23 protein-coding genes are annotated in these 22,678 nt (G+C 66.0%); 7 read left to right on the top strand and 16 right to left on the bottom strand.

All coding sequences use genetic code 11. The annotated features are described in order from the left end of the window. Positions 1 to 8: 8 nt before the first annotated feature. The 6 genes from paoC to J3A72_RS13270 form a co-directional block, all read right to left on the bottom strand. Positions 9 to 2,213, bottom strand: a complete 2,205-nt coding sequence (gene paoC, locus J3A72_RS13295; RefSeq protein ID WP_075076891.1) for an aldehyde oxidoreductase molybdenum-binding subunit PaoC — start codon at positions 2,211 to 2,213, stop codon at positions 9 to 11. After that, the gene (locus J3A72_RS13290; protein WP_075076892.1) at positions 2,213 to 3,163 is read right to left on the bottom strand and encodes a xanthine dehydrogenase family protein subunit M; all 951 of its coding nucleotides are present in this window, start codon (positions 3,161 to 3,163) and stop codon (positions 2,213 to 2,215) included. Before J3A72_RS13290 ends, paoC begins: the two co-directional genes overlap by 1 nt. Continuing rightward, on the bottom strand, positions 3,160 to 3,807 hold the full coding sequence (paoA, locus tag J3A72_RS13285; protein WP_075076893.1) for an aldehyde dehydrogenase iron-sulfur subunit PaoA: 648 nt from the start codon (positions 3,805 to 3,807) through the stop codon (positions 3,160 to 3,162). Before paoA ends, J3A72_RS13290 begins: the two co-directional genes overlap by 4 nt. Before the next feature lie 233 nt (positions 3,808 to 4,040). After that, on the bottom strand, positions 4,041 to 4,769 hold the full coding sequence (locus J3A72_RS13280) for a hypothetical protein (protein WP_075076894.1): 729 nt from the start codon (positions 4,767 to 4,769) through the stop codon (positions 4,041 to 4,043). A 79-nt stretch (positions 4,770 to 4,848) separates the two neighbouring features. After that, the gene (locus J3A72_RS13275; RefSeq protein ID WP_075076895.1) at positions 4,849 to 5,325 is read right to left on the bottom strand and encodes a nuclear transport factor 2 family protein; all 477 of its coding nucleotides are present in this window, start codon (positions 5,323 to 5,325) and stop codon (positions 4,849 to 4,851) included. A 62-nt stretch (positions 5,326 to 5,387) separates the two neighbouring features. Continuing rightward, positions 5,388 to 5,957 (bottom strand): TetR family transcriptional regulator, encoded by a 570-nt coding sequence (locus J3A72_RS13270; RefSeq protein ID WP_075076896.1) that lies wholly within the window; start codon positions 5,955 to 5,957, stop codon positions 5,388 to 5,390. Between the two features lie 168 nt (positions 5,958 to 6,125). Here J3A72_RS13270 and J3A72_RS13265 point away from each other — a divergent pair, with 168 nt between their 5' ends. Further along, a complete protein-coding gene (locus tag J3A72_RS13265) occupies positions 6,126 to 7,079 on the top strand; it encodes an alpha/beta hydrolase (RefSeq protein WP_049407332.1) in 954 nt (317 codons plus the stop codon). 54 nt (positions 7,080 to 7,133) lie between these two features. Here the strand turns inward: J3A72_RS13265 and J3A72_RS13260 are convergent, their stop codons facing one another. Together J3A72_RS13260 and J3A72_RS13255 are read right to left on the bottom strand one after the other, a co-directional pair. Next, positions 7,134 to 8,330 carry an ATP-binding protein gene (locus J3A72_RS13260; RefSeq protein ID WP_080469302.1) on the bottom strand — a complete coding sequence of 399 codons (1,197 nt, stop codon included), beginning with the start codon at positions 8,328 to 8,330 and terminating at the stop codon, positions 7,134 to 7,136. A 54-nt stretch (positions 8,331 to 8,384) separates the two neighbouring features. Further along, positions 8,385 to 9,284, bottom strand: coding sequence for a GlxA family transcriptional regulator (locus J3A72_RS13255; protein ID WP_229653766.1), 900 nt, complete (start codon positions 9,282 to 9,284; stop codon positions 8,385 to 8,387). Between the two features lie 155 nt (positions 9,285 to 9,439). Between J3A72_RS13255 and J3A72_RS13250 the strand changes: the two genes are divergently transcribed. Next, positions 9,440 to 10,243 carry an SDR family oxidoreductase gene (locus J3A72_RS13250; RefSeq protein WP_075076897.1) on the top strand — a complete coding sequence of 268 codons (804 nt, stop codon included), beginning with the start codon at positions 9,440 to 9,442 and terminating at the stop codon, positions 10,241 to 10,243. A gap of 59 nt (positions 10,244 to 10,302) precedes the next feature. Here J3A72_RS13250 and J3A72_RS13245 read toward each other — a convergent pair whose 3' ends face one another. Continuing rightward, a complete protein-coding gene (locus J3A72_RS13245; RefSeq protein ID WP_209572028.1) occupies positions 10,303 to 12,948 on the bottom strand; it encodes an excinuclease ABC subunit UvrA in 2,646 nt (881 codons plus the stop codon). Positions 12,949 to 13,223: 275 nt separating this feature from the next. On the opposite strand from J3A72_RS13245, the gene J3A72_RS13240 reads away from it, so the two are divergent. Next, a complete protein-coding gene (locus J3A72_RS13240) occupies positions 13,224 to 13,478 on the top strand; it encodes a hypothetical protein (RefSeq protein ID WP_075076899.1) in 255 nt (84 codons plus the stop codon). Further along, complete coding sequence (locus tag J3A72_RS13235; RefSeq protein ID WP_075076900.1) at positions 13,475 to 13,897, top strand: low affinity iron permease family protein; 423 nt, start codon at positions 13,475 to 13,477, stop codon at positions 13,895 to 13,897. Before J3A72_RS13240 ends, J3A72_RS13235 begins: the two co-directional genes overlap by 4 nt. A gap of 21 nt (positions 13,898 to 13,918) precedes the next feature. Here J3A72_RS13235 and J3A72_RS13230 read toward each other — a convergent pair whose 3' ends face one another. Beyond that, positions 13,919 to 15,412: an FAD-dependent oxidoreductase gene (locus tag J3A72_RS13230; RefSeq protein WP_075076901.1), complete on the bottom strand. Its 1,494-nt coding sequence runs from the start codon at positions 15,410 to 15,412 to the stop codon at positions 13,919 to 13,921. Between the two features lie 225 nt (positions 15,413 to 15,637). On the opposite strand from J3A72_RS13230, the gene J3A72_RS13225 reads away from it, so the two are divergent. Continuing rightward, positions 15,638 to 15,868, top strand: a complete 231-nt coding sequence (locus J3A72_RS13225; RefSeq protein WP_075077006.1) for a hypothetical protein — start codon at positions 15,638 to 15,640, stop codon at positions 15,866 to 15,868. A 9-nt stretch (positions 15,869 to 15,877) separates the two neighbouring features. On the opposite strand, the gene J3A72_RS13220 is transcribed toward J3A72_RS13225, so the two are convergent. From J3A72_RS13220 to J3A72_RS13210, 3 genes are all read right to left on the bottom strand, one after another. Next, positions 15,878 to 16,327, bottom strand: a complete 450-nt coding sequence (locus tag J3A72_RS13220) for a BLUF domain-containing protein (protein ID WP_075076902.1) — start codon at positions 16,325 to 16,327, stop codon at positions 15,878 to 15,880. Positions 16,328 to 16,463: 136 nt separating this feature from the next. After that, positions 16,464 to 19,013 (bottom strand): DNA ligase D, encoded by a 2,550-nt coding sequence (ligD, locus tag J3A72_RS13215; protein WP_075076903.1) that lies wholly within the window; start codon positions 19,011 to 19,013, stop codon positions 16,464 to 16,466. Between the two features lie 13 nt (positions 19,014 to 19,026). Then, complete coding sequence (locus J3A72_RS13210) at positions 19,027 to 19,203, bottom strand: DUF3606 domain-containing protein (protein WP_014647169.1); 177 nt, start codon at positions 19,201 to 19,203, stop codon at positions 19,027 to 19,029. 247 nt (positions 19,204 to 19,450) lie between these two features. On the opposite strand from J3A72_RS13210, the gene J3A72_RS13205 reads away from it, so the two are divergent. Next, positions 19,451 to 19,948, top strand: coding sequence for a DUF892 family protein (locus J3A72_RS13205; protein WP_005416567.1), 498 nt, complete (start codon positions 19,451 to 19,453; stop codon positions 19,946 to 19,948). 39 nt (positions 19,949 to 19,987) lie between these two features. Here J3A72_RS13205 and J3A72_RS13200 read toward each other — a convergent pair whose 3' ends face one another. Genes J3A72_RS13200 through J3A72_RS13190 form a run of 3 tightly spaced genes read right to left on the bottom strand, consistent with a single transcriptional unit; the run spans position 19,988 to position 21,946 of the window. Further along, positions 19,988 to 20,722 (bottom strand): DNA-formamidopyrimidine glycosylase family protein, encoded by a 735-nt coding sequence (locus tag J3A72_RS13200; RefSeq protein WP_075076904.1) that lies wholly within the window; start codon positions 20,720 to 20,722, stop codon positions 19,988 to 19,990. Continuing rightward, entirely contained in the window at positions 20,715 to 21,482 is a 768-nt protein-coding gene (locus J3A72_RS13195) for a DUF72 domain-containing protein (RefSeq protein ID WP_046430677.1), read from the bottom strand. Before J3A72_RS13195 ends, J3A72_RS13200 begins: the two co-directional genes overlap by 8 nt. Then, entirely contained in the window at positions 21,479 to 21,946 is a 468-nt protein-coding gene (locus J3A72_RS13190) for a BLUF domain-containing protein (protein WP_075076905.1), read from the bottom strand. The genes J3A72_RS13195 and J3A72_RS13190 overlap by 4 nt, the downstream gene beginning before the upstream one ends. A 303-nt stretch (positions 21,947 to 22,249) precedes the next feature. Here J3A72_RS13190 and J3A72_RS13185 point away from each other — a divergent pair, with 303 nt between their 5' ends. Further along, entirely contained in the window at positions 22,250 to 22,579 is a 330-nt protein-coding gene (locus J3A72_RS13185) for a KGG domain-containing protein (protein ID WP_075076906.1), read from the top strand. The last annotated feature ends 99 nt before the right edge of the window (positions 22,580 to 22,678 follow it).

Below are 22,678 nucleotides of genomic sequence, written 5' to 3'. Positions count from 1 at the left end.
GCGCACCGTCAGCCTATGTCGGGCAAGCCGGGCAACAGCTTGTCCAGGGTGATGGGATAGCTGCGCACGCGCACGCCGGTTGCGTTGTAGATCGCATTGGCGATCGCGGCGCCAACCCCGCAGATGCCCAGTTCACCCACACCCTTGGCCTTCATCGGCGAGATCACCGGATCCAGCGTGTCGAGGAAGACCACCTCCTGGTACGGGATGTCGGCGTGCACGGGAACCTCGTAGCCGGCCAGGTCGTGGTTGATGAACAAGCCAAGCCGTTTGTCGACCACCAGCTCCTCCATCAGGGTCGCACCCGCACCCATCACCATCCCGCCGATGACCTGGCTGCGTGCTGACAGCGGATTGAGGATCCGGCCGCCATCGCATACGGCAAGCATGCGGCGAATGCGCGTTTCTCCAGTGTAGGCATGCACGGCGACCTCGCAGAAATGTCCTGCATAGGTGCCGACGTCGTAGCCTTGTTTGAAGTCGCCGAAGGCAATGCCGTCCTCCGCCGACAGGGTTCCCGCCTCCGCCAGCGTGATGGTCCGCCCATCCGCCTGGATGCGGCCATTGGCGAAGTTTGCGGTGTCGCCGTCGAAGCCGAGTTTCTCGCCCACCTTGCGGCGCAGGCTGACGCACGCCGCGTACACGCCCGCGGTGGAGCTTGCCGCGCCCCACTGGCCGCCGGAACCGGCGGAGGCGGGATGACGGGAGTCACCGAGGGTGACCTGGACCTGGTCCAGCGGCACGCCCATGGTCTCGGCTGCCGTCTGCGCGATGATCGTGTAGGAGCCGGTGCCGATGTCGGTCATGTCGGTCTCGACAATCACCCCGCCCTGGCCGTCAAGCCGGACCCGCGCCGCCGACTTCATCGTCGGTGCGCCGCGGTAGCCCGCGGACACGCCCATGCCGACCAGCCAATGCCCTTCCCTGACCTGCGCCGGCCTGGCGTTGCGCTTGTTCCAGTTGAAGCGCTCCGCGCCTTCGCGCAGGCAGCGCACCAGGTTGCGGTCGGAGAACTTCTTGGACGGATCGCCGGGCACGACCTCGGGCTCGTTGAGGATGCGGAACGCGATCGGATCAAGGCCCAGCTTCTCGGCCATTTCGTCCATCGCCACTTCCAGCGCCATGTGGCCCGGTGCTTCACCCGGTGCGCGCATCGCATTGCCTTCGGGCATGTCGAGCGTGGCGATGTAGTTGGCCACCAGGCGGTTGGCGCCTGCATAGAGCTTGGGCGTCTGCAGGGTGCCGTTTTCGCCATCCTCGCCGTTGATGTTGCCCGACCAGTTCTCATGGGCGATGGCGGAGATCCGGCCATCCTTTCCGCAGCCGATCCGCACGCGCTGGAGGGTGGCGTGCCGGTGCGTGGTGTTGTTGGGCATCAACGGGCGTTGCAGCGCGATCTTCACCGGTCGCCCCACCTGCTTGGCCGCCAACGCGGCCAGCACCGCGTCGGCGCGGATGAACAGCTTGCCGCCGAAGCCGCCGCCGATATAGGGCGAGTCCACGCGCACCTTGGCAGGATCGATGCCGAGGATCGCCGCCATGCCCTGCCTGGCCCAGTCGATCATCTGGTTCGCCGTCCACAGCGTGAGCGTGTCACCCTCCCAGGCGGCGATGGTGGCGTGCGGCTCCATCATCGAATGACTTTCGTCGGAGGTGTGATAAGTCTCGTCGAGCTTGACCGCGGCGCTCGCGTAGGCGGTGTCGAAATCGCCCAGCGCCTGCCGGTCGGGCTTGCCGTCACGCCCCTTTGCCAGCGGCGCGGTCGGTGCCAGGGCCGGGAAATCGAAGCGGCCCTTGCTGCGCTCGTAGCGGGTGCGGATCAGCGCCGCGGCGGCGCGGGCCTGCTCGAAAGTCTCTGCCACCACGCAGGCGATGGCCTGGTGGTAGTGGGCCACTTCGGGTCCGCCGAACAACGGCGCGTTGTTCCAGTTCGATTTGCCGACCGGCTTGGTTTCCGGTGCGGTGATGACCGCCAGTACGCCGGGCGCGGCACGTGCGCGGGAGGCATCCATCGAAATGATGCGCCCCTTGCCGATACCCGCACCGACGATGTAGCCGTAGGCCTGGTTCGGCGCCACGTCATGGCGCTCGTAGGCATAGGGGGCGGTGCCGGTGGTCTTGCGCGGACCCTCGATGCGCGGCGTCGGTTTGCCGACGACCTTGGCCTTGTCGAACAGGTTGTCGCCGGCGGGGGCGTTGAATTGAAGGGGCATCAGCGCTCTCCTTCCACCAGCACGGCCGCGAGGGTGCGCTCGGCGAGCGCGATCTTGAACGCGTTCTCCGGCGTCGGACGGGCGCCGGCGAACACCTGCCCGGTCGCGGCCTTTACGCCGTCGCGCAGCAGCGGTTCGGCTGCCTCGACGCGCCACGGCTTCGGCGCAACTCCACCGAAGGCGAACCGCGCCGAACCGTCTCGCTGCACGACCGCAGCGACCGACACCAGTGCGAACGCATAGGACGCGCGGTCACGTACCTTGTGGTACACGTGCCGACCGCCCAGGGGCTCCGGCAGCGTGACGTGGGTGATCAGCTCACCGCGCTGCAGCACGTTGTCCTGCTGCGGCCTGTCGCCGGGGGAACGATGGAAATCGGCAATCGGGATGCTGCGCGTACTGCCGTCACCGCTGACGGTCTGGATCGAGGCGTCCAGCACCCGCAGGGCCACCGCCATGTCGCCCGGATAGGTCGCGATGCAGCTGTCCGAGGTGCCGATCACGCCCATCTGCCGGGAGAACCCCTCGAGTGCGCCGCACCCTGATCCGGGCAGGCGCTTGTTGCAGGGCAGATGGGGATCGTAGAAATACGGGCAGCGCGTGCGCTGCAGCAGGTTGCCGCCGGTGGTGGCTTTGTTGCGCAGCTGCCCGGAGGCGCCTGCCACGATCGCGCGGGTCAGCACCGCGTAGTCGCGGCGCACGCGCTCATGCGAGGCCAGCGCGGTATTGGTGACCAGCGTGCCGATGCGCAGGCCGCCCTCGTCGGTGGGTTCGATCCTGTCCAGGCCGATGTCCTGCACATCGACCAGGTGCGCTGGCGTCTCGACCTCCAGCTTCATCAGGTCGAGCAGATTGGTCCCTCCAGCCAGGAACTTCGCGCCCTCGATACCGGCGACGGCCCTGGCGGCCTCGGCCGGGGATTTGGCGCGTTCGTAACTGAAGGCCCTCATGCGCGCCTCCCCGCAGAGGTCACGCCAGCAACCTCTTCCATCGCCTCGGCAATGTTGGAATAGGCCCCGCAGCGGCAGAGGTTGCCGCTCATGCGTTCGCGCATCTCCATGTTGGTGGCCCGGGGCCGTGCGCTGACGTCTGCCTGCACATGGCTGGGGACACCCCGCTTGATCTCGTCCAGTACCGCCACCGCCGAGCAGATCTGCCCCGGCGTGCAGTACCCGCACTGGTAGCCGTCATGCTTGATGAAGGCGGCCTGCATCGGATGCAGGTCATCGGGGGTTCCGAGTCCTTCGATGGTGGTGATGGCATCGCCCTGGTGCTGCACCGCCAGGCTGAGGCAGGCATTGATGCGCTCACCGTTGACCAGCACGGTACAGGCACCGCATTGACCGTGATCGCAGCCCTTCTTGGTCCCGCTCAGCTTCAGGTGTTCGCGCAGGGCATCGAGCAGCGTAGTCCGCGTGTCGAGCTCAAGCTCCCGCCGCTTGCCGTTGACGGTCAACGCCACCGTGCTGATGACCGGCGGCCTGGGCGGCGGGGGCGTCGCCAGTTCGGCGGCGAGCGATGACGCCCCCGGTGCGGCGGACATTGCCACGGTCGTGACGCCGCCGGCGATCACCTGGCGACGCGTCAACTTCATTCCTTCATCACAACTTGGCACAGTGACCTCCTGGCGTTCGGGAAAATCCCGTGGCTGGATGGACGCGCTCACACTACCCAAGGGGCACTATGCCCATCTGCGGGGTACAGGCCTGTGAAGTCGGCGAAATGTACGACCCTGCCAAGGCAGGCAACCGCGACTTTTACTCTTCAGCGCGGCACTCTTGAGCCATGCGCATGCCTCACCGGATGGCTCATAGTTCTGTTTGTCCCTCAAGGCGCTGGCTTCGAGGGTTCGGGCTCGTGGATAGAGCCCTCCAACAATGCCACGTAGGTATCCAGCCTGGTGCGAAGGCCGATCAGCATCCAGCCCAGCAGGTACAGCAGCACCATGGCGAAGATAAGCAGTGCGCCCAGCAGGCCAACGTCGAAAGCGCCCGCCCAGTCGCCCCATTTCCATCCGCGGAACTGCAGGTAGAGGGCAATCAACAGCGGGAATGGTCCAAGCCGCTGCAGCCCGCCATACATCATGCCCATGCGCTCAATCATGTTTGTGCGCAGGTGACTGACGTACTTGAGGCGCCGCTCGCGCTGGACGCGCGGGAATCCGCGAAGCTCGGTCACCACCGCTTGCCAGTGCGCGAAATCGCCATCCATCTCCCGCGCGTGCGAGAGCCGAGGCTGGCTGAACTGGCGAATGCCCCTGCGGGCGGCCAGGACGCCCCCGGCAATGAACCCTCCAATTTCGATTGCCAGGCAGGCAACAACCACCTGGAGCACTACGCCAACAGGCAGCCATCGATCCGGAAGCTGGCCTGTGAGAATGCCGACGATCGCCGCACCCATGCCGATGCGGAACGCCCACGTCTCCACCCTGCCCGCCTTCGGGTAGATGCTGTGCTCAACCAGCCCCTGCACCCGCTGATAGAGCCAGTGGAATGTCAGTTCCTGCGAATCGGTCGTTGCCGGCGGATCGACGCCGCCCCTTGCGTGCATGTCCATTGCGCCCCTGCCCCGGCCGGCGCAGATGCCGGTCGCCCCATCGTACCTGAGCGAGCTTCGGAAGGCGCCTCAGCGGGAATCACATACCCAGCTCCGACAACCCCGGATGATCGTCCGGGCGACGCCCCAACGGCCAATGGAACTTGCGGTCGCTTTCCTTGATCGGCAGGTCGTTGATGCAGGAGAAGCGGCGCTGCATCAGGCCATCCTCTCCGAATTCCCAGTTTTCGTTGCCATAGGAACGGAACCAGTTGCCGGAGTCGTCGTGCCATTCGTACGCGTAGCGGACCGCAATGCGGTTTTCGGTAAAGGCCCAGAGCTCCTTGATCAGGCGGTACTCAAGTTCCTTGTTCCATTTGCGTGCCAGGAACTGCCGGGCTTCCTCCCGGCCATTGGTGAATTCGGCACGGTTACGCCACTGGGTGTCGAGCGAATAGGCAAGCGCCACCTTGTCGGCATCGCGGGAATTCCAGCCATCCTCGGCAAGACGCACCTTCTGCATGGCCGATTCAAGGGTGAACGGAGGAAGCGGCGGACGGGGCTGTTCTGCGGACACGGGGAGACCTCCAATCGAAATGGATATACGGGTTGCTTCAAAGGATCTGGCGTGCCCAGGCGCTAACGCTTGGCCTGTTCCAACAACAGCTTTGCAACGTCCTTCGCGGTGTCTGCGGCGCCGTAATCACCCATCACGCGCGACAGGGTGATGGCGCCTTCCATCAGGACCAGCAGCTGACGGGCCAGGTCGGCCGGCTGCTCCACATCCAGTTGTTCGGTAAGTTCCCGCGTGTAATCGAGCAGCTTCTGCTTGTGATTCCGCGCGATTTCCCGGATCGGATCGGCAGGGTCGCCGACCTCCCCTGCGGTATTGATGAAGGCGCAACCGCGATAGCCCTCGGACTGGAACCAGTTCTTGAGCACGGTGAACATGCCGAGGATGCGTGCTTCCGGGCTGTCCGCCTTCTCGCACTCATGCCGAAACCAGGCGAGCCAGCGCACGTCGCGCGCCTTCAATGCAGCGGCGGCCACGTCGTCCTTGTTCTCGAAGTGGCGGTAGATGCTCTTCCGCGCCACGCCCGAGGTCTTCACCAGCAGGTCCATGCCGGTGGCGTGGATCCCGTTCTGGTAGATCAGGGCCTCCGCCGTGGCCAGGATCTTCTGTTGGGTGTCGGTGGTGACCATGCTCATGGCTGCATGGTAGAACGGGCGTTCTACCCTGTCAACAGGCGATCGCGATCGATTGGTGTGCGCACATCCATGCAAGACGATCTATCAAGAAATCCGGACACTTCATCACCCGGACGCCTGATTGCAGGCGCAAAGTACGTCTCACCACCCACCCATGAGAGTTTCCGCATGAACACCTTCGCCCGTACCCTGGCCGTTGCCGCCCTCGCCCTCTCGGTCCAGGCCGGCCTGTCCGCGCAGGCCGCCGAACCGGCCAAGCCGGCTCCGGTCACCGCCATCGCGCGCACTGCCAGCTACATCACCACCGCCGACGGCGTGCAGCTGTACTACAAGGACTGGGGCCCGAAGGACGGCCCGGTCGTGACCTTCAGCCACGGCTGGCCGTTGAATTCGGACAGCTGGGAGTCGCAGATGATCTTCCTGGCCAACCATGGCTACCGCGTCATCGCGCATGACCGTCGCGGCCACGGGCGCTCCAGCCAGCCGTGGGACGGCAACGACATGGATCACTACGCCGATGACCTGGCCACGGTGATCAACACACTGGACCTGCACGATGTGACCCTGGTGGGCTTCTCCACCGGTGGTGGCGAAGTGGCGCGCTACATCGGCCGGCATGGCACCGGCCGGGTCAAGAAGGCCGTGCTGATCAGCTCGGTGCCGCCGTTCATGCTGAAGACCGCCGACAACCCCAACGGCCTGCCGATCGAAGTGTTCGATGGCATCCGCAAGGCACAGATGGATAACCGCGCGCAGCTGTACCGGGACATTCCGTCGGGCCCGTTCTATGGCTTCAACCGCCCCGGTGCGAAGGTGTCGCAGGGGCTGATCGATGCGTGGTGGGCGCAGGGCATGCAGGGCGGCCACAAGAACACCTACGATTCGATCGCCGCGTTCTCGGCCACCGATTTCCGCGCCGACCTGAAGAAGTTCGATGTCCCCACCCTGGTGATCCACGGTGACGACGACCAGATCGTGCCGATCGATATCTCTGGCCGCCAGTCAGCGAAACTGATCAAGGGCGCCAGGCTGATTGTCTACCCGGGTGCGCCGCATGGCCTGACCGACACCCACAAGGACAAGGTCAACCAGGACCTGCTGACGTTCCTGCAGGAAAAGTGAGTGGCCAGGGCTCCGGCGCGGTGCCGGAGCCCTTCTGTTGCCTGGCGCCCACCTTCATGGACGCGCCGCAGTCGGCATCTGGAATGTGAACACGGTGCCGTCGCTCTCACTCGACTGCACGTCCAGTGTGCCGCCGTGGGACTTGGCAATTTCCGATGCAATGTAGATGCCCAGGCCAAGCCCTGGCCTGGGCAGCTCGCCCTGCTCACGCGAAAACGGGCTGAAAATCGTCCCCAGCCGCTCAGGCGCAATGCAGCCGGCGTTATGCACATCCAGCGTGAGGCGATGGGATGCGGCCTGAACCCTCAGCGTGACTGGGGCGGAGCGCTCGCCGTGCTGGGCTGCGTTGGTCAGCAGGTTGGCCAGCAGCTGCGACAGCCTGCCGGTGTCGCAGACCACGCCACCTTCGATCCGCATCTGGACGTTGATGTCCTGCCGACCGGTAGCGATCGCCACTTCTTCTGCAACCTGTTCAAGCGCCGCCTGCAAGGTGTGGCTTTCCTGGAGCGAAACCGGAATGCCTCCTCCCAGCCGCCCCCTGGCGAAATCAAGCACATCACCGATGAGGCCATCCATCCGGGTGACGCCGGCGGCGATGTGCGCGAGCATCCGCTGCTGGCGCTCGGAAGTTGCCTCACGTTCCAGTGAATCGGCGGCCACGCTGATGGCCTGCAGCGGGCTGCGGAGGTCATGGCCCAGCACCGCGATGAACTGATCGCGCAGATCGGAAACACGCTGTGCCGTTGAAAGGGCTGTCTCTGCCTCCAGCAGCTGATCCTCTTTGTCGAGGTAGTTGCCAACGAGGTCGGCAAGCAGCTCCATGGATCGTTGGACATGCGCCTCATCGAAGTTGCCCGGCGACGAATCAATGGCACACAGGGTGCCGAAGAAACTGCCATCCGGCCGATGGATCGGCACGGAGGCGTAACTCTCCAGCCCATAGATCCTGGGCGTATGGTGTTTGGAATACAGCGGATGTGCACTGGCGTGCGCGAACACCACCGAGGTCGATGACTGCCTGATCTCGTCACAGAGGGTGGTTTCGAGGACCAGCTGCCCGCCCGGAACGAGCCCGAACCCCAGGGTGTCCAGGGTGGCGCAGGCGGTCCACGTGGTTTCTGTCACCCGGGCAATCGCGGTGAATCTTGAGCCTGTGATATGGGCGACGGTTTCAAGGATGCGCGGCACCGCTTTAATACGGCCGATCTCAGCGATGTCATTCAGCAGGTGGGGATCGGTCAGTGTGTGCATGTAGTGGCAGTCGGGCGCAGTGGTGCATCTTCCCATGAATCCAGCCATGAACACTCAGTCCGCCCCGCCCCGTGCGTTGCGCCGCAGCGATTGCGGCGGCTGGCCGAAGGCGCGCAGGAAGGCACGTCGCATGCGTTCGGTATCACCGAAGCCCGTTTCAGTCGCCACTTCATCCATCGTGTAGCGGCTCTGCTCGATCAACACGCGAGCGGCCTCCACCCGCAGGCCCTCCACTGCCTTGGCGGGGGATTGCCCGGTTTCCTCGCGGAACGCGCGACTGAACTGGCGGGTGCTCAGATGCGCGGCCTGCGCCAGTTCTTCAACCGACAAGGTGGCGCGCAGATTGCGGCGTGCAAAGGTCAGCGCGTTCTGGATGCGATCAGACCGGGCATCCAGCTCGAGCAGCACCGAATGCTGGGACTGCCCGCCTCCGCGCCGATGGTAGATCACCAGCTTCCGGGCCACCGCCCTGCACAGATCCGCACCGAAGTCCTGCTCGATCATGCCAAGCGCCAGGTCCAGCCCCGCGCTCATGCCGGCGGAGGTCCAGATCGGGCCATCGGTGATGAAGATGCGGTCTTCCTCCACCTGCGCGGCGGGAAAGCGCTGCCTGAGCGCACGTGCGTGGAACCAGTGCGTGGTGGCGCGGCGCCCGTCCAGCAACCCCGCTTCGCCGAGAAGGAACGCGCCGGTGCACACCGACGCGGTCCTGCGCGTGCGGGCGGCCGCGTGACGGATCGGATCGATCAGCGCGCCGCTGGACGGGGCTGGCTCCAGCAGGCCGGCCACGATCATGGTATCCAGCGGCTGCTGCGCAAGCGGCGCTGTCTGCATGGCCATGCCAAGCGAGCTGGGCACCAGCCCGCCCTGTTCGGACAGCATGTGCAGATCGTAAAGGCGCGCGCCTTCGGTGGCATTGGCCAGTTCGAAGGCGGACGCCGCGGCGATCGCCATGGTCTGGAATCCGGCGGGCAGGACAAATCCAACACTGGGCATGACGGTTTTTCAGGGGTGGCCGTAAACGAGGTATATACGACATTTACGACACGTACAAGCCGGCCTAGATTTCCCCTGACCCCGGCGACGTTCGCCGGTTCGGACTGACCTCTGTGAACGACCCTACCCATCACGGCACCGCACTCATCACTGGCGCATCGTCCGGCATCGGGGCGATCTATGCCGATCGCCTGGCCCACGCCGGCCATGACCTGATCCTGGTCGCGCGACGCGCCGACCGCCTGCGCCAACTGGCCGAAGCGCTGGCCCGCAGCACCGGCCGCACGGTGGACATCGTCGCCGCGGACCTGACCATCCCCGACGGGCGTGCCGAAGTTGAAAAGGTCATTCAAGGCCGAGCGGATATCCAGGTGCTGGTCAACAATGCCGGTATCGGCGCTACGGCGCCCCTGCTGCAGTCGGACATCGGCGAGATGGAGCGCATGATCACGCTCAACGTGAACGCCGCGATGCGCCTGGCCTATGCTGCAGCGCCGGTGTTTGTGGCACGTGGCCGGGGCACGATCATCAACATCGCCTCCATCGTCGCGCTGGCACCGGAGCTGCTCAACGGGGTCTACGCGGGAAGCAAGGCGTTCGTGCTGGCGTTCTCGCAGTCGCTCCACCATGAGCTGGCCGACAAGGGCGTGCGTGTCCAGGTCGTCCTGCCGGGCGCCACCGCAACCGACTTCTGGCACCTTTCCGGCCTGCCGGTGGAGCACCTGCCACAGGGCATCGTGATGAGCGCCGAAGACATGGTGGATGCGTCCCTGGCCGGGCTGGCGCAGGGTGAACTTGTGACCATTCCCGCGCTTCCGGACATCGCTGAGTGGGACGCCTTCGAGCACGCACGCAAGGCGATGGCACCGGGCCTTTCGCTCGCGCAGCCGGCGCCGCGCTATGTGAGCGGCGCCTGATCGGCGAACGGCGTGCAGCTGCCCGGCGTGGTGGAGTGCGATAGCCGGGGATGACGTCGCTACAGCGCCAGTTCCCTTGCAAGGAACGGCGCCGTCCTGCTGTCCTTGGCGCGGGCCACCTGGCGTGGCGTACCCTTCGCCACGATGGTTCCACCTGCGCCGCCTGCGCCCGGGCCGACGTCAATCACCCAGTCGGCCTGTGCGACAGAACGCATGTCGTGCTCGATCATCACCACGGTGTTTCCCGCGTCCACCAGCCGCTGCAACTGCACCAGCAGCCTGTCTGCGTCCAACGCATGCAGGCCGGTGGTGAGTTCGTCCAGTACATAGAGCGTGCGGCCGCGTTGGCTGCGCTGCAGCTCGGTCGCCAGCTTGATGCGTTGCGCCTCGCCCCCTGAAAGCTCCGTGGCCGGCTGGCCGAGCCTGAGATAGCCCAGGCCGATCTCCTGCAGCAGCTGCAGCGGCCGCGCGATGGCTTCCTCACCGGCGAAAAATGCCTGTGCCTGGTCGACCGTCATCTGCAGGACTTCGGCAATGTTGCGGCCGTTCCACAACACCTTCAGCGTGGCCTCGTTGTAGCGGGCGCCATGGCAGGCGGGGCATGGCGCATAGACACTGGGCATGAACAGCAGTTCGACGCTTACGAAACCCTCGCCTTCGCAGGTCTCGCACCGGCCCTTGGCCACGTTGAACGAAAAGCGGCCGGCGTCAAAGCGGCGGCGTCGCGCGTCGGGGGTCGCAGCGAACAGCTTGCGCACGTGATCGAACAGGCCGGTGTAGGTGGCCAGGTTGGAGCGTGGCGTGCGGCCGATCGGTTTCTGGTCCACCTGCACCACGCGCTGGATGGCGTCCACGGCTCCGGCAAGCTGGCCCCGCGTCGCTTCGATCACGGTTGGCCCGTCCTCGGGCGTGCTGTCGGCGCTGTCGTCCACGGGCTCGTGCCCCAGGTGCAGCAGCATCAGCTCGGGCAGCGCCTGCGCCATCAGGCTGGACTTGCCCGATCCGGAAATGCCGGTCACTGCGGTCAGCACTCCCAGCGGCAGCTGCGCGTCCACGCCCTGCAGGTTGTGGCGGTGGACGCCCTTCAGCTCCAGCCAGCGGTCGGTGCTGCGTTCCCGGCTGGCAGGCGCAGGCACCTGGTCGAACAGGTACCGCGCGGTGCGCGAGTCCTCGATGCGGCGCAGGCCGTCGGGCTCGCCACTGTAGAGAACGCGCCCGCCGTGCTCGCCCGCTTGCGGTCCCACGTCCACCAGCCACTGTGCACGTCGCATCAGTTCCAGATCGTGTTCAACGACGAACACCGAGTTGCCGCCATCGCGCAGCCGGTCCAGCGCGTCGTACAGCGCCTGGCTGTCGGCCGGATGCAGGCCGGCCGAGGGCTCATCGAGCACGTACAGCACACCAAACAGCAACGAGCTGAGCTGTGTGGCCAGCCGCAGGCGCTGCAGTTCGCCGGCCGACAGGGTGGGCGTGGCGCGATCCAGCGAGAGATACCCCAGGCCCAGCTCGCGCAGCTGCCGTACCCGCGCCATGACCCCACCCGCCAGTCGCTGCGCGGCCAGGCGTTTCTCCTCCGACAGGGCCGAGGTCAGCCGCACATCGGGCGCGCCTTCGTGGGTCGCGTGGCCACTTGCTGCGCGCTTGGCGCGATCGCGGGGCGTCGCACTCCTGCGGGTGCGTGCGCCGTGGCTGTGTGCACTGAAGTCGCCCTGCGCGATGGGCTCGAGCAGCCCGGCCAGCTGATCCAGCGGCAGCCGCATGAATTCACCGATGTCCACACCGGCAAAGGTGACCGAAAGCGCTTCGGGCTTCAGTCGCTTGCCCTGGCAGGCGGGGCACAGCTTGTCTTCCATGTAGCGCGAGACACGCTTGCGCATCAGCGCGCTCTGGGTGTTGGCGAAGGTGTGCAGCACGTAGCGGCGGGCGCCGGTGTAGCTGCCCATGTAACTGGGCTCCAGCTTGCGCTTGAGTGCGGCACGCGTCTCGGCAGGCGTGAAGCCGGCATAGACGGGCACGGTCGGCGTGTCCTCGGTGAACAGGATCCACTCCCGGTCCTTCTTCGGCAGCTTCTTCCACGGCACGTCGATGTCGTAGCCCAGGGTGACCAGGATGTCGCGCAGGTTCTGGCCATGCCAGGCCGGCGGCCAGGAGGCGATGGCGCGCTCGCGGATGCTCAGCGACGGGTCCGGCACCATCAGCGCTTCGGTCACTTCGTAGACGTGGCCCAACCCATGGCAGGTGCTGCAGGCCCCCTGCGGCGTATTGGGCGAGAAGTCCTCGGCGTACAGCATGGGCTGGTGGGCCGGGTACGCGCCTGCACGCGAATACATCATGCGTACCAGGCTGGACAGCGTGGTCACGCTGCCCACCGATGAACGTGCGTTGCTGGCACCGCGCTGCTGCTGCAGGGCCACCGCCGGCGGCAGGCCGTCGATGGCATCCACGTCGGGCACGCCCGCCTGGTCGATCAGGCGGCGCGCATACGGTGCGACGGATTCGAAGTAGCGCCGCTGGGCCTCGGCGAAGACCGTGCCGAACGCCAGCGAGGATTTGCCCGAACCCGATACCCCGGAGAACACCACCAGCGCATTGCGTGGAATGGTGACGTCGACGTTCTTCAGGTTGTGCTCGCGTGCGCCGCGGACCTCGATGCAGCCGCTGGCCGCGGCTGCGCATGACGACTCGCCAAAGGGGGTGTTGGACATCTTCGCGATCCTGCTGCCAATCAGTGGAATACGTGCATGCGCACACGGGCGGTTATTGTCGCTGTTGCAGGGTGAATGGAGTGAGGGGATGTGTGATTGCGTGCAGCGTCGGAACACCAGGTGGCCGACGCCAACCGCGCCACGCGGCTGATTGTTAACCTGCATTGGCTGAAGGCTTGACGCCACGTTGCCGCACCCTTGATGCAGCCGCTCACAGTGCGGCTCCTATGCTGGGCCCGCCACTACGGCAGTGGGACCCAACCTGGAGATTCACCATGCAACGCGATCAGAAAGACCTGCCCCAACCGGACCCGGAAGCACAGCGCACCGATCCGGTCAGCCCGCTTCAGGCCAGGCTGCATAACCATCGCAATCATGAAGAGGCGTTGCAGGAGACGTTCCCGGCCAGTGACCCGATCTCGCCCTTCGTCGCAGCCCCGACGCCCGACGAGCAGGCCGCGCGCCTGGGTGAGCGGGTCAAACTGCCAGACCGCCGGACGGATGAGGAGGCCGGCGGAGGTGAGCAGTGATCCGGCGCGGCTTTGCACGCGTCGCGGCGGCCACGGCGCGGTTGTCCGGCAGTCTTGGGGCATTCGTCGCGGCACTGGGGGTGATCATCGCCTGGGCCGCCAGCGGCCCGGCCTTCCACTTCAATGACACCTGGCAGCTGGTGGTGAACACCGGCACCACCATCGTGACGTTCCTGATGGTATTCCTGATCCAGCATACCCCGAACGCTGACACCGCTGCGCTGCACATCAAGCTGGACGAGCTGATCCGGGTCAGCAAGGACGCCAACCAGGAGCTGCTGAACCTGGAATCGATGGAGCCGGCCCATCTTGAAGAGATACGCCAGCGCTACGAGGCACTGGCGAAGACCGCAGCGGACATCAAGTCCAAGAAGGAGCGCTGCATGCCCTGCGAAGCGGATGCAACCGCCGAAGCCTGAGGTCACCGCTGCGGCGGCGGCCTACAGCGCCGCCGGTGTGAGGCCCTGCCTGGCGGGGCCCTCCAGCAGGGCCCCGGTGGCGGAAAAGCGGCTGCCGTGGCACGGGCAGTCCCATGTGCGTTCATGGCCATTCCATTGGACGACGCACTTGAGGTGCGGGCACAGCGCCGACATTGCGTGCAGCTGGCCATCATCATCGCGGTAGATCGCGGTGCGCTCTCCGCCCACGTCCAGCAGCGCACCGCACCCGCGGCCCAGCTCGCTGGGAGCGCGCGACGACGCGGTTCCAAGGCGATCGCCCACCATGTGCCGCGCAACCGTGGCGTTGGTGCGGGCCCAGCCTGCAGCCGAGCGCAGCGGAGTAAAGCGCATGGGGCTGAGCAGCTGCTCGATCTCGCTGGTCGTTCCCGTGATTCCCTCCGTGATCGCGCGCGCGGCCACGCCCGCCCAGGTCAATCCGTCCGGCCCATAGCCGGTAGCGACCCATACATTGTCGTGCGCGCTGCTGCCGATGTAGGGCAGCTGATCCGCGGCCCGGAACTGCTGCGCGGACCAGCACAGCGGCTCGCCCTGCACGCTGAAGTTGCGACGCGCGTCGGCGACCAGATGCTGGGCCGGATCCATCGCCGGGGTTTCGCCAGTGCGATGTGTCTCACCGACCAGCACCAGCCAGTCGCGGCCATCAGCGCCATGCACCCCGCGCAGCGAGCGGTGCCGGTCGGCGATCCAGTGAATGCCTGCCGCTGGCGGATTGGCCACCGGTACCGCTACGCCGTATTCGCGGTACACCTCCATCTCGGCCTGCACCAGGTTGAATCCTGCTGGCGAGTGGGTGGCCAGCACAAAGTGCCTGGCATGGATGCGGGCACCAGGGGCCGTCGCCACTCCGGCTGAAGCCTCGATGCGGGTGATCCGGGTCCAGTCGTGGATGCGCACGCGGCCCACCAGATGCCGGGCCAGTTCCCTGCAGAACGCCGCCGGACGCAACTGCGCCTGGTCGGGAACGCGGAAAGCGTGGGCCAAGGTGAACGGCAGCCCGGATTGGCGGTGCTCGCAATGCAGGCCAACGCGTTGGTAGGCCTGCAGCTCGCGTTCGAACTGCGCCGTGGCCTCGCGCGAACGCTCCTGCACGCCGTACTGCATGGCCACGCGCTCGAAGCCACAGTGCAGATCGTAGCGGTGGACCAGTGTTTCGATGGAACGCACCGCGTGTTGCCGCCACTGCACCACACGACGTGCCGTGTCACCGCCCCAACGCGCGATCAGGTCTGCCAGCCGGGACACGGGAGCGTAAAGATTGCCGGTTGACATCACCGTGTTGCGCCCGCCGATGGGGCCGGCATCCACCACCACCACATCCAGGCCGCTGTCGGCCAAGCGGGCGGCGGTCAACAGGCCCGTCATGCCTGCACCGACCACGAGCACGTCCGCGCGCGTGGTCCCGGCGAGCGGGCGGAAGCCGTGCGGATCGGAATCAGCTGACCATAAGCTGGCGCGCGGGGACGGGTCGGCCATGAAAAGGATCCTTGCAGGTTCATCGGAGAGCCTTCCCTGATACGCCCTGCCGGGTGAAACGACGGTGGCGTGCCCGTGCAGGAAATGCTCACGTGCGTGGCACTGCCGCGGTGAGGATCAAGACGGGGTGAGTGCCGCATGGACACGATGCCAGCGTCGCCTGTGCGAACCGCGACCCTCTGCTTGCAGCGTGATTGCTAACGTGGCTGCATGGAGGGCCAGGCAGTGAGCACGCATCTGGAAATCGACCTGATGATCGCGCAACTGGAGGAAATGCTGCCCACCTGGGCGGCGTTCTATCCCGAGCCGCAGTTCATCCGCATGCTCGCCGAGGCGCTGGACTACATCGCTGCCAGTGCGGACCCGGATGCCCGCCTGTACTGCGTGATGCGCACCGCGCACCTCGATTCGTGCAGCGGCGAGATCCCCTGGGAAGCGCGCTATGGAGGCCGCTAGGCCGATCGATCACGCCGCGACGGCATAGGGATCCACCAACCTGGCCAGGACATCCATGGCCGTCTCGGTTGGCGCATCGTCACCGGTCCGCTGGGCGAACCCTGACCAGTCCGCGCGGGCAAGACTCTTCAACTGCTCGGGTTGCGTCGGCAGCCAGCGCATCGGCCAGAACGGGAGACGCCGGTTGCCTACCCTGCCGCGCTGCAGTTCGATCAGTCCCGTGTGGCTTGCAGCACCGAGTACCCGCGAGTACGCCACATTCAAGCCATCTTCGGGTCCTTCCATGTACTGCAGGAAGCGGGCGCCATCAAACAGCAGTACGCCGGTAACGCCGGCATTCCGGTTGAAGCGCGCGGCATCATCGACCAGGTCGTCCAGCTTCCCGCTGCGCAGGTCCAACGGGTCACCGGCCACGGCTGGGCCCGCTTCACTTACGTATGCGACTGCCCTGATAGGCATCGGCTGCTCCGGTAGCGAATCCCCCCAGATTCCGTATCGCAAGCATAGGCCAACCACGCCGACGATAGGTTCCGGCCCTGTGTATTCTGCGGATGGGTCGGCTTCTGGCAGACAAACGGTATGCAGCGCGGCCCGGCTACGGGTCGGCCTGTGCCCATCGCGCGAGATTCTGCTTCACTTCCGCGATGCCGGCCCAAGGATCCTTGCGTCGCCGCCTGAGCTTTGCGGGTACGTCCTTGATCGTGAACGCATCGGCGCGCTGGAGTTTCGACAGATCGCCCCAGGCGATCGGCAGCGCCACCGGCGCGCCCGGCCGGGCGCGCAACGAATAGGACGCGACCGCCGTTGCGCCGCGCCCATTGCGCAGATAGTCCACGAAGATCCGCTTGTTGCGCAGGCTCTTGGTGGCGGTTGCCAGGAACCGCTGCGGTTCGGACTGTGCCAATGCATCGGCGAAACCCTTCGCAAAACGCTTGGTCAGGTCCCAATCGCACCCTGGGTTGAGCGGCACGACCACGTGCAGGCCCTTGCCGCCGGAGACGCGCAGGAACGATTCCAGCTCCAGCTGCGCCAGCAGTTCTCGGATGTCGGTTGCCGCTTTCTTGACTTCGGCAAAGGGCACATCCGGCCCGGGATCCAGATCGAACACGACCCGGTCGGCCTTGTCGGGCGCCTCGGCATGGCTGCCCCAAGGGTGGAACTCCAACGCGTTGAACTGCACCAGTTCCAGCAGGCTGGCTGCGTCCCGCACCACCAGGTAATGGGCGTTGATGCCGCTTTCCTCCTTCAGCCTTACCGGATCGACCAGCGCCAGCCCGGCCGTATGGTGTTTCTGGAAGAAGCAGGGCTTTGCGGTGCCACTGGGGCAGCGGATGATCGACAGCGGACGATCCACCACCTCGGGCAGGAGGTGCTCCATCACTGCTGCGTAGTAATCCCACACGTCCTGCTTGGTGTAGCCGTCGCCGGGAAACAGGATCTTGCCTGGGGACGACAGCACGGGGGGCGCGCGATCCGTTGCCGGCGCCCTTTCCACCCGGCGCCCACGCCGCGCGGGCGCTTGCGACCGCGCTGCGGCCGGGGCCGCTCCGGCGCGATCGGAATCGGCGAGGTCGGCGATATCCTTGTCCGCCCGCACCGCCTTCAGCGACGCCTGGCGCAAAAGTTGCTGCCCAACGATTCCGCGGTAGAAGACCTCCACCACGAAACGCGGTTCGAACCAGGTCGCAGCGCGCAGATCGGTGTCCTGCGTGGGCACGTACGCGGTTGGCTTGCGGCCGCCGCCGCCCTTGATGCGCTTGCTGATGTCGCCAATCAGTTCATCCGAGAACCCGGACCCGACGCGCCCTGCGTAGAGCCAGCCATGCGTTGCGTCTGGCCGGGCCAGCAGCAGCGAACCAAAGCCGGTGCGGCTGCCTTTGGGTGCGGTGTAGCCCACCACCGCGAACTCGTCGCTGGCCAGCTGCTTCGTCTTGCGCCAGTCCTCGCTGCGGCCGCTGTGGTAGCTGCGATCGGCGCGCTTGGAAATGATGCCCTCGAAGTGCCGCTCACCGGCCAGACGATAGGCCTGGTCGCCATCCCCCTGTACATGCGAACTGAAGGCCAGTGGGCTGCCCTGCCCCTCCAGCACCGATTGCAGCAGGGTCTTGCGCTCAAGCAGGGGCGCATCGGCCACATCCACGCCATCAAGATGCAGCAGATCGAACAGCGCATACGTCAGGACGCCTTGCTTCTCGCCGGAAAGCGTGGCCTGCAGCAGGTTGAAGTCTTCCTTGGTGCCGGCGCCGGCGATCAGCTCGCCGTCCAGTGCCGCCGAAGTCAGGCCCAGGGCCGCGATCGCGTCACGTATTTCGGGAAGTTTGGCGGTCCATTCCAGCGCGTTCCGTGACCACAGCTGCACGTTGCCCTCAGCCACCGTAGCAAGGATGCGGTACCCGTCCCATTTGATCTCATGCACCCACTGCTCGCCCTGGGGCGGTGCTTCACCCAGCTTGGCCAACTGCGGCTCAAACGGCCCGGACGGCGCTGCCGCCTTTTTCGCCTTGCTGAGCGCCAGGGCCTTGTTCGACCAGTTCTTTCGCCGGGCGCGTCTGGCAGGTACCGCCGTCAGCCGCTTCTTCCCGGTCTTGCCGGCGCCGGCTCGCTTCAGATCCTCCGGTGGCGCTTCAGCGACGTCCCCCAGCAGATCGTCTGCCTCGATATCGCTGGCAAATTCGTCGTCGTCCTTGAACAGCAGCCACTGTGGCTGGCGCGCGGGCTTTCCCGACCGGACCAGATGCCAGCCGCCTTTCAACTTGGTACCGAACAGCTCGAAGCGCAGATGGCCCTTGGCGAGCTGGGCTTCCGGATCGCCCTGCGTGGCCCATACACCGTGGTCAAACTGGGCGACATGGCCGCCGCCGTACTGGCCCTTGGGAATATCACCCTCGAACGCCGCGTAGTCCACCGGGTGGTCTTCCACTTCCACCGCCATGCGCTTGACCTTCGGGTCGTAACTGGGGCCTTTGGGCACCGCCCAGCTCTTCAGCGCATCGCCAACCTGCAGGCGGAAGTCATAGTGCCTGCGGCTGGCATGATGCAGCTGCACCACGAAAATGGCGCGCTGGCCTTTCGGCAGCGCCTTGCCCGGCTCGGGCTCCTTGGTCTGGTCAAAACGACGCTTGCGGCGATACTCGACCAGGGACATGGCCAGCTCCGCGCTATTTGCCCAGGTGCTTCCGGACAGCAACCGCCGTGGGCCCGACTGCCGCGACGGCCGCGCGAAGTTCGTCGGCGGACACGCCCAGCGTCGTGGTCCAGTACCGCAGTTCGTAATCCTCATTGACGTTGATGCGGTCCCGGTCCGGGCTGCCGGCGTTGTTCTTGTCATCGCTCATGGGAGTCTCCAGCGTGATCGGGGGTGAACTGACCGTACCGGCCACTCCATGGGCACGGAGCGATGCCACTGTGAAGCCATGGCGAAGGCCGCCGGCACGGCGTCCTGCCGATGCGCGAAAGACGCTGCTTCGTGAAGGCAGCGCGCAGGGTCCGCGTGGGAATTCACATGCCGCCTTCACTCCTTCCCCGCCTGATCGCAACCGGACGGGACCTACTCTGAGCACTCCATTCACAGCGGAGCCCAGCATGGCTATCAAGACGGCGGAAGATCTGTTCATCCACGAGCTCTCGGACATCTACAGCGCCGAGAAGCAGCTGACCAAGGCGCTTCCGCGCCTGGCCCGTGCGGCCGAGAATCCGGATCTGGCCGCAGCGTTCGAAACGCACCTGGAAGAAACCCAGGGGCAGATCGAGCGCATCGACCAGGTGGTCGAGGTGCTCGGCATCCGCCTGAAGCGCATCAAGTGCGCGGCGATGGAAGGCCTGGTCGAGGAAGGCAAGGAGGTGATCGACAGCATCGACAAGGGGCCGGTGCGCGATGCTGCCCTGATCGGTGGCGCGCAGAAGGTCGAGCATTATGAAATAGCCTCCTACGGCACCATCGCCGCGCTGGCCAAGCAGCTGGGCTACAAGGATGCCCTGCCGTTGCTGCTGGAGACGCTGGAGGAAGAAAAGGCGACCGATGAGAAGCTGACCCTGCTGGCCAAGGGCGGCGGCAATGCCAAGGCCGCGCAGGCCGCCTGAGTCGAATCGCATGCCCCTCGGCCGCCATGGAAGGCGGCCTCAGGGTGGGTAGAGCACCTGATCGTTTGGGCAGAAGAACGTGCGTCGCCGCGTCGTACCCATGTATAGCTTGCTGACCGGGCCACCGCAGAGCGGGCACACCTTGCGCGTATGCACCTGCCAGTGCTTCTTCAATTCGAAGCGCCGTTTCCATTCCAGGAAGTCGAAGCTGTAGGCACGGGCCTGGTTGATCAGGGCGGTGAGCTTGCGCGGTGGCAGGTCGCCCAGTCGCGTGGCTGGATGCACGCGGATGCGGAACAGCACCTCATTCTTGATGATATTGCCGACGCCGGCGAAGATCGTCTGGTCCAGAAGCGCATCACAGACCAGGGTGTCCGGCAGTGCCTTCAGCTTGCGCCGGGCCAGCTTTGGATCCCAGGCGTCGTTCATCACGTCCGCCCGCCAGTCGTAGACGTCGTCCAACGGCTGGTCGATCAGCCGGACGGAACACGCATAGAAATTCAGTTCCCCGTTGTCGAATGCCAGCGACACCCGTGCAGGAGCTGGCTTCCGTTCGTCGATGCGCCAGCTGCCGAACATCATCAGATGGATGCGCAGCGTGTGGTGGCTGAACTCCAGCAGGACGTGCTTGCCCCAGCTGCGAACGGCCTTGACCCTGCGTCCCTGCAGCGGTGACAGGTCGATGCGGCTGTTGCCGGAGACGCCGCGCACGACGTGACCCTTGAAGCGGCTGGCGGCTTCGCGCAGCAGGACAATGGACGGGCCCTCAGGCATGCGCGTTCTCCTGCAGCAGTGCCTGCAGGTGCAGGGCGTTGCCGGTCGCGTGGCCCAGCGCGGTGTTGTCCAGTACGCACCAGGCGCGGCGCTGCGCAGCGGCTTCACGCTGCAGGTGCTGGGCCAGCCCCGCCAGCGCCTGTTCGCTGTAGGGGCTGCGATAGATCTGCGGCTGCCCGTGCCAGCGCCAGTAGCTCCACGTGCGGTCACCGCCCGGGACAGCTGCTGCCGGTACCCGGGCCGGGTCAGCCGCGACCCGTGCGATGCCATGGTCGCTCAGCAGCGTATCGACGTCTGCAGTGAACCAACTGGGGTGGCGCGGTTCGCAGGCGACATCAACCGAGGTGCGTGCGCGCAGTCCGTGCAGGAATGCCTTTACGGTTGCCGGCTCATACGCCAGGCTGGGCGGCAGCTGGAGCAGCAGCGGCCCCAGCCTGTCCCCCAGCGCGATCACGCCATCAAGGAACAGCGCCAGCGGCTGCATCGCGTCGCGCAGCCGGCGTTCATGGCTGATCACGCGCGGCAGTTTCACCGCGAAGCGGAAACCCGCAGGCACGCTCGCCGCCCACCGGGCGTAGGTCGCCGCCTGGTGGGGGCGGTAGAACGAGGAATTGATCTCGACCATCGGCAGGCGGGTGGCATAGCGCTGCAGTACGCTGTCGCCTGCGCCGAACGCCGCCTGCGCCGCGCGCGACAGCGACCAGCCTGCGCAGCCGATCCGTACATGTCCTGGCGTGCCCGGGGCGGCGCCTGCGCTCATCGTGCTACCGGTCCGTCCGGCTCCAGCAACCGGCCATCGCCGGCGCTTGGCGGCGCCTGCGCCACCGATTGCAGTCGATCAAGCGCACTGGTGCCAGGAGCGAGCGCGGAGGCGCTGCGCACGAAGCCGGTCCAGTCGGAGATCGCGATCTTTCCCAGCGCCAGCTCATCCACGCGCACGCTGTGCATGCGCCAGTGCGGGAACTGCCGCCGCCCCACCCTGCCCCGGTTGAGTTCGACCAGACCGTTGTGGCTGCCGGCCGCCAGGATGCGGGTGTACGCCGCGCTGACACCGGACTCCGGGCCTTCGAGATATTGCAGGAAGCGCGTGCCGTCGAACAGGAGGACGCCGGTCACATCAACCGACTCGTTGAACAGCATCGCGTCCGCGACAAGCTGCTGCAGCCGTTCTGCAGTCAGGTTTCGGGTGGCTTCACTTACATATGCAATGGCACGAAGAGGCATGACAGCACCGGGTTGTTGCAGATGGCTCTACCTTAGCGGTGCGGATCAAACGCGCGGTGACACCGGCGTGGAGGCGGCGTTGAACCTGTACGTGCCAACGCCGCGCTGCGTTGACACCCGGCTCGAGCACCACGACCGGCATGCCGTGTCTTCCGCCGATGGATTTGCTTTCGTGGAGAATGCATGAGGAAGCGCGTGCCTGCGCATGACATCACGTTGGCGGTGGTGCCACCGCCGTCTAGCGGCGGATCTGGAAGATGGTCGCTGCCGCCAATCGGGCGGCTCACTCCAAGGAGACTTTCCATGGCCAACCAGAACCAGAACCAGAACCAGGGCAGCAGCAACCGCGGCTTCGCTTCGATGGACGAAGACAAGCAGCGCGAGATCGCCGCCAAGGGCGGCCGCGCCGCGCATGAGTCGGGCAACGCCCATGAATTCAGCTCTGAAGAAGCGCGCGAAGCCGGTCGCAAGGGCGGCGAAGCGGTGAGCCAGGATCGCCAGCACATGGCCGACATCGGCCGCGAAGGCGGCCAGAACAGCCATGGCGGCGGCAACCAGGGTGGCAACCAGGGCGCTCGTCAGCAACAGCAGGAGCGTGGCGGCAACAACAACCGCGGTGGCCAGCAGCGTTGATCGAGACTGACCGGTTGCACCCCATGTGGGCGGACAGCGTGTCCGCCCACTTTTTTTCACGCGAAACGTGGGGCGGACGCCCGCCCGGCCTGTCCCGCG

Origin of the sequence: Stenotrophomonas sp. PvP093 (assembly GCF_017876915.1) — a bacterium.
GTDB classification, from domain to species: Bacteria; Pseudomonadota; Gammaproteobacteria; order Xanthomonadales; family Xanthomonadaceae; genus Stenotrophomonas; species Stenotrophomonas muris.
This window is presented reverse-complemented; position numbering and strand designations above follow the sequence as displayed.